Origin of the sequence: Novosphingobium organovorum (assembly GCF_022832435.1) — a bacterium.
Classification (GTDB): Bacteria; Pseudomonadota; Alphaproteobacteria; order Sphingomonadales; family Sphingomonadaceae; genus Novosphingobium; species Novosphingobium organovorum.
This window is the reverse complement of the sequence record NZ_JALHLF010000151.1, coordinates 1-6,487: the sequence shown is the minus strand read 5'-3', so window position 1 is coordinate 6,487 and position 6,487 is coordinate 1. Positions and strand designations below refer to the sequence as shown.

Here is a 6,487-nt window from a genome sequence, read left to right as displayed (position 1 = left end):
CTTCACGCTCTCACCTCGCAACGCGACCGAGGCCGGACGCTTACACACACATGGAACCTCTCGCCATATCCATCAATGAGACTGCCAAGGCGCTCGGCGTCGGGCGGTCATCGGTTTACGCCCTGATAAAATCCGGCAGCCTCGATGCCATCAAGATCGGCAGACGGACCTTGCTTACCACCGAGTCCATAAAACGCTTGGCGCAATCCCGAACCGTCATCTGACCCGGAGGTGCTTGGCGCCCGTGTCTCACTCCATCTCTGGCCCCTGCCAATCGTGGAATTCACGAAAGGACACCCCATGCCCATTTTTCGCAAGGCCGTTGACCGGCTTGCAGACCTACTGCGCGGTGATCGCAAGATCACGTATCGCGCGTTCATCGACGCTCGCATTGCCCCCTATGTGACGCCGCTACTCGACAGGATCGTTGCCGACGACGAGGACGGCGATACGCTGCGCAATTCCCTGATCCCGTGGCGACGTGCCCAGCGCCCGCCGATCGCTATCTATCGCGGCGATGTTTCCACCTGCCGGATCGACGGGCCTTGGCAGGTGGCGGAGCGGCACTGGCTTCCCATAGGCGGCCTGATCGTCACGACCGGCGTGACCGCGCACCTCAATCCGTTCGAGGCACAGGCGCTGCACAAGCGGATGCAACAGGCGATCGAGGATACGGTCCTGACATGGGTCCGGGAGCATGACCTTTACGCCCTTCGCCACGTCCCGGAGGAGATCGACCGCAAGGAGGCCGACCCCGCAGCCAAGGCGATGATCGCAGCATGGGTCAGCGGGCAGCATGAGGCCTGCGCCGATCCGGACTCCCGCTCCGGCGGAGCCGACGGTTGCTGTTCCGGTGGCTCCTGCGGTGCCTTGTGTGATGCTTGCCGGAAAGGATCGGATCATGCCTGATCCGGTCGCCGGAATGGCAGCGTTGCGGGGCTGCGATGCTTCGCATCGAGCCAACAATTCAGATACACACCTCACGCACGGGTGCATCCAGCAATTCTGCGGGTTTGACGGGATGCTGATAGCATCTCGCCAAATGCTGCGGCGAGGAAATGGCGCTATTCCGCCATTTTTCGCGGTGGCGGATAGCATCTCGTCGGGAGCGGCACGATGAGCGCCCGCGCCCAGACTGTGCGGCTCACTCCGGCCCAGCACCGCACCCTTGTCGGCTTCGCCAAGAGCTACGGATTGAGCGAATATGCCATGCTCGCCCGCGTGGTGGATGCGGGCCTTGCCACCCTCGTTCACGGAGCGGGTAACGAGATCGACACCCGCGAGATCGTCGCCGAACTGGCATCGGTCAGCACCCGCATCGTGGACGTGGAGCGGTTGCTGGACCGGGCGTTGTTCACCGCTTGCGCCGCCTATTGCTATGCCCGCAGCGCCGCGACCGGCGTGCGCCAGACGAACGAAGCCATCACCCCCGAAATCCATGCAGCCTATGATCGGCAGCGGCGTCTTGCCGGGAGCGACGGACGATGAGCCCGCCCCATGACCGGCGCGTCCACGCCGACGCACTGCGTCGGCATAGCCTGCTCAGTCAGACCCGCCGCCTGAAACGGCAGGCCGCGATCATGCTGGCCTCGGTTGTCTTAGGTGGCCTTACCTATCCGTCCCTGCTCCTTGACCGCCCGACAGTCGAGGCTACGGGCACATACCTGTGGGCCAGTGCCAAGATCATGCTGGTCTCGGGCGCGATTGCCGATCCGCCCCTCCAGATCAGTTACCAGGGGCGGGACTACGAGGTTTCCGCGCGGGCCGTCGCCGCCCACGCCTATTACAGGCGCGCAGCTCACGCCACGCAGACGCTCATATTGCGCGGATGCTGGCTGGGCTTTGCCGCTTGGCTGTCGGGTCTGTTCCTCTTGCGCGGGGCGGCATGGCGGCGGCGCGAGCGCGCCTTGCGAGACCGCGTCATCGCCGGGACCTTGGTTACGACGGAGAAGAAGCTGGCCAAGCTTACCGCCAAACACGCGAATGCTGGTGCGCTCACCATCGGCACGGTACCGATCCCGTCACGGCTGGAAACCCGGCACATGGCGATGATCGGCACCACAGGGAGCGGCAAGACCACCGCCTTGCGCCAGATGCTCGATGGGATCGAGGCGCGCGGCGAAGCCGCCTTGGTTTACGACACCAGTGGCGAGTTCATCGCCCACTACTACCAGCCCGAGCGCGGCGACGTGATCCTCAATCCCTTCGACGCTCGCTGCGCCTTCTGGTCTCCCTTCGCCGAGATCGCTCATCCCGCCGATGCCGCCCGCATCGCGCATCAGTTCATCACCGAGACCGGCCAACACGATAATGACGTGTGGCTGGAGACCTCCCGTATCCTTGTCGCCAACATGCTCCGCCAGCTCTGGAAAGAGGGTAAGACCAGCCTGACCGACCTCCTGGCCATGTTCCAGATCAGCACCAAGGAGGAATTGAAGAAGCAACTGAAAGGCACATCCTCGGCGCGCACCTTCGCCGAGGATGCCGACCGGGCAACGGGCAGCGTCCTGTTCATGCTCGCCAAGGCCGCCGACCTGATCCAGTTCCTGCGCGTTGAGAGCAGCGGCGGCACGCCTTTCGCCTTCCGGGACTTCATTCATGGTCTGGACAAGCGCAAAGGCGCGAAGCCCTGGATATTCGTGCCCCGCAAGGAGGACTATTTCGAAGCCTCCAAGCCGTTGCTCGCCTGCTGGCTGGAATGTGCGGCGAGCGCGGTGCTGGGTCTTCCCCCGTCGCCCGACCGGCGCATCTGGTTCGTGCTCGACGAACTGGCCGATCTTCCCCGCGTCGATAACCTCGCGCGGCTGCTGCCCGAGGGGCGGAAGTTCGGCGCGGCAGTCGTTCTGACCTTTCAGGCGCTCGGTCAGATGCGGCACCGCTACGGACCGCAGATCGCTGAATCCATGCTGGGGTGCTGCAACACCAAGTTGTTCCTGCAAACCATCGATAACGAAACGCGCGTCTGGGCCAGTCAGACCATCGGTGAGTGCGAGGTCGAAATCCAGACTATGACCGACGCCCTGGCCGAGGGTGATGACGAGGCCACCACCACCTTGGGCCGGGTGCGCAAGATGCGGCCCGCCGTGCTGGAAAGCGAAATGCGGCTGCCCAAGTTCGAGGGGTATCTGTTGTTCCCAGACGGCTTGCCGGTGGCGCGGATCAGGCTGGCCGCCGATCATATCGCCCGGCGCGGCGAAGCCCGCCAGCCGGGTTTCTTGGCAGGCGATCCCAATACGACCCTCTGGAAACAGACCGGGAAAGAGCCGCCCGCTCCGCCAAACCCGCCGCCACCCGCTAGTAAGGGGCCGGTGTAATGGTGGCATCCGTTTCGGCGCTGACCAGTTCGGCGCAGGCCAGCAGCTACTATGAAGCCGACGACTATTATGCCGAGGGCGGGCTCTCGCCTTCGGAGTGGCAAGGGAAAGGCGCGGAGGCGCTGGGCCTGTCGGGCGAAGTGGACCGCGAAAGCTTTCGCGATTTACTCGACGGCAAGATCGGCGAGCAGCAACTTGGCACTTTCCGCGAGGGCCAGGTTGAGCATCGGCCCGGGTGGGACGTGACCCTGAGTGCGCCCAAGTCGGTTTCCTTCATGGCCGAAGTGGCGGGCGACCGGCGCTTGATCGAGGTGCATGGCGAAGCGGTCAGGACCGCGATGGCGCATGTCGAGAAGCATATGGCCGCTACCCGTGTCCGCGACGGCAGCACCGTCACCCGCGAGGCGACCGGCAATCTGGTCATCGCCAGCTTCCAGCACGGCACCAGCCGCGCCCAGGACCCGCAGCTTCACACCCACAATGTCATCATGAACGCGACGCGGGCCGAGGACGGCGCATGGCGCAGCCTTGAACCGCGCGCCCTTTATCAGCTCCAGAAGCAGATCGGAGCGATTTACCGGCAGGAACTCGCACTGAAGGTCCGGGAACTCGGCTACGAGATCGAGGCAGGCAAGGACTCGCTGTTCGAGATCAAGGGCGTTTCCGCCGAGGTGATGGCCGCGTTCAGTACCCGCAGCGTCGAGATCGAGGCGGCGCTTGCCGAGCGCGGCACGTCGCGCGACAACGCCAGCGCCGCCGAAAAGCAGATGGCGGCGCTCGACACCCGCGAGGCCAAGGTCGCCACCGATCATGCTTCGCTTGTCGCGGACTGGCGCGAGACGGCAAGCGAGACCGGTTTCGGCGCAGCGGCACGGCTGGCTATGATCGAGCAGGCCGAAGCCAGGGCCGCCGATCCTGCACACCGCGCTGCCATCGAAATGCAGAGCGACGGGGTCGCCGCCCGCGCCGTTGCCCATGCCGCCGACAAGCTGGGCGAACGGCAATCGGTGTTTGCCGCCGCCGCCTTACACGAGGAAGCCGGGCGGATCGGGTTGGGCAAGGTCGGTTACGCTCAGATCGGCGAGGCCATCGAGGCTGCGACCAAACAAGGTGAGTTGATCGACCGGACCTTTCAGGATCGGCGCGGCGCGGAGTTCGCCGGGTTCACCACCCGCCAGAATGTCGAAACCGAAATCAGGATGCTGCGGATAGAGGCAGAGGGGCGCGGCGCCTTTGCCCCTGTCGCATCGCCTCTTGCGGCCGCCAAGGCCGTTGCCAGCGCTGCCGCGAACTCGGAACGGACGGGCCACAGCTGGAACGCCGATCAGCGTGCGGCGACAGAGCAGCTCTTGACCAGCCGCAATCGGATCACCGCCTTGCAGGGGTATGCGGGCACCGCCAAGACAACGACCGTCCTGACGACCTTCGCCCGCGAAGCCGAGGCACAGGGCCTGTCCGTCGTCGCGCTGGCACCGACGGCGGCGGCGGCGATGGTGCTGGGCGAAGCGCTGGGTACACGCGCTGATACCGTCGCCCGCCATCTGCTTGCGCCCGAGCGGCCCCAGCCAGGTCAGCCCGCTGCATGGATCGTGGACGAGGCTTCGCTGTTGTCGGCCCGCGATACCGCCCGACTGTTCGACTTGGCCGACAAGCATGATGCCCGCATCATCCTTGTCGGCGACGTGAAGCAGCTTGGTTCGGTCGAAGCGGGCGCGGCCTTCGCGCAGTTGCAGGGCGCGGGCATGGAAACCGTCAAGCTGGCCGAGATCGTCCGGCAGACCAACGATGCCGCCAAGGAGGCGGTGCTGGCGTCTATCGAGGGGGACGCCAAGAAGGCACTGGCCGTGCTGGACCGGGGCGGCGGCCAGATCGTCGAGAACGCCGACCGGGCCGAACGCTTCGCCGCCATTGCCGAGCGATATGCCGGACTGGACAAGCAGGCACGCGCCCGCACCCTTGTCATCGAGCCGTCCCGCGAGGGCCGCGACGCGTTGACCGCAGACATTCGCACCGCGCTCACCCAATCGGGCGCGCTGACCGGCCCCGTTGTCCCCGTCGAGAGCCTGACCAACAAGGGTCTGACCCGCGCCGAGGCGCGCGATGCCCTGAGCTACGACAAGGGCGATGTTGTCCGCTTCACCCGCGACTATGCCGACAAGGGCGTGGCGCGGGGCGAAGCCTATCGCGTTGAGAACATCGACCCGACGAAGTCCGCCATCACGCTCAAATCTGAGGATGGCCGCGAGGTGGATTGGCGGCTGCGCCAATGGGGTGCGGGCCATGCCCAGGCCTTCGCGCCGCAGCCGATGGACCTGAAATCCGGCGACGCCATCCGCTTCACCCGCAACGACCGCGAGGCGGGCCGGGTCAACGGCGGGCGCGGCGAGGTGATCGCCGTGGACCAGCAGGCCCGCACGGCCACAATCCAGACTCAGAGCGGCAAAACCGAAACGCTCCGTCTTGATGCCGCGCGCGACCGGCATATCGCCCACGCCTATGTCGATACCGCCTTTGCTGCCCAGGGCCGCACCGCCGATCACGTCATGATCCATGCCGACAGCAAGGCGGCCAACCTTGTCGATCAGAAGAGCTTCTACGTGGGGATTTCCCGGGCCAGGGAGTCGGCGATGATCTTCACCAATGATCGCGGCAAACTGATTTCCGCGATCAGTGAGCGTGCTGGACATGTGCAAACGGCAATCGCGCAGGCGGCAACACTGACGCCCATCGCCGACAAAGCTGCAGGAACTGGCCTAGGTTGAAGTTAGCTGTGGGCTAGAGTTGATGGTTTCGCCAGCAAGGCTATCGTGTAAGAATGGACCATGGATGGTCGCTCCCCGCTTTCGCCGCCTTAGTGGTCGTTCGCTCCCAACAGGGGGGCATGTAGGCCATCGTTCGTTCAGGTCGGAAGCGCCGTGCTCAACCGGAAGCAGTCGGCGGGCCTCGACCAGGATGCGCCGCAGTCCATGTACAGCGACATTGCGCCCCCTCACCACGGCTAGGTCTTCACAGAAATGATGGATACGAGCGCCAACTTCGGTTCTGGCAAGCCTTCAATTCGGCCTACTGGCGTGGTTGTGACGAGTTGGGTCTGATGCCCCTCTGGGGATTCCCAGAGTCGATAAGTCACCTGGGCACCTCCATTTACCCGCTGGATTTGATGTCGATTGCGG

Annotated in this window: 5 protein-coding genes; all 5 read left to right on the top strand. The window is 64.9% G+C overall.

From position 1 onward, the window contains the following. A partial coding sequence (locus MTR62_RS19270; protein WP_244023995.1) for a helix-turn-helix domain-containing protein occupies positions 1–224 on the top strand: 224 nt, incomplete at its 5' end. A gap of 76 nt (positions 225–300) precedes the next feature. Next, positions 301–909 carry a hypothetical protein gene (locus tag MTR62_RS19265; protein ID WP_244023993.1) on the top strand — a complete coding sequence of 203 codons (609 nt, stop codon included), beginning with the start codon at positions 301–303 and terminating at the stop codon, positions 907–909. Between the two features lie 207 nt (positions 910–1,116). After that, the gene (locus tag MTR62_RS19260; protein WP_244023991.1) at positions 1,117–1,488 is read left to right on the top strand and encodes a hypothetical protein; all 372 of its coding nucleotides are present in this window, start codon (positions 1,117–1,119) and stop codon (positions 1,486–1,488) included. Next, complete coding sequence (locus MTR62_RS19255) at positions 1,485–3,314, top strand: type IV secretion system DNA-binding domain-containing protein (protein ID WP_244023989.1); 1,830 nt, start codon at positions 1,485–1,487, stop codon at positions 3,312–3,314. Before MTR62_RS19260 ends, MTR62_RS19255 begins: the two co-directional genes overlap by 4 nt. Beyond that, positions 3,314–6,076, top strand: coding sequence for a MobF family relaxase (gene mobF, locus MTR62_RS19250; protein ID WP_244023987.1), 2,763 nt, complete (start codon positions 3,314–3,316; stop codon positions 6,074–6,076). The genes MTR62_RS19255 and mobF overlap by 1 nt, the downstream gene beginning before the upstream one ends. Positions 6,077–6,487 lie beyond the last annotated feature (411 nt).

What these genes read in the sequence shown, in the direction of transcription:
- mobF (WP_244023987.1), top strand. Translation starts at nt 3,314, where the DNA reads ATGGTGGCATCCGTTTCGGCGCTGACCAGTTCGGCGCAGGCCAGCAGC.
- MTR62_RS19260 (WP_244023991.1), top strand. Translation starts at nt 1,117, where the DNA reads ATGAGCGCCCGCGCCCAGACTGTGCGGCTCACTCCGGCCCAGCACCGC.
- MTR62_RS19265 (WP_244023993.1), top strand. Translation starts at nt 301, where the DNA reads ATGCCCATTTTTCGCAAGGCCGTTGACCGGCTTGCAGACCTACTGCGC.
- MTR62_RS19255 (WP_244023989.1), top strand. Translation starts at nt 1,485, where the DNA reads ATGAGCCCGCCCCATGACCGGCGCGTCCACGCCGACGCACTGCGTCGG.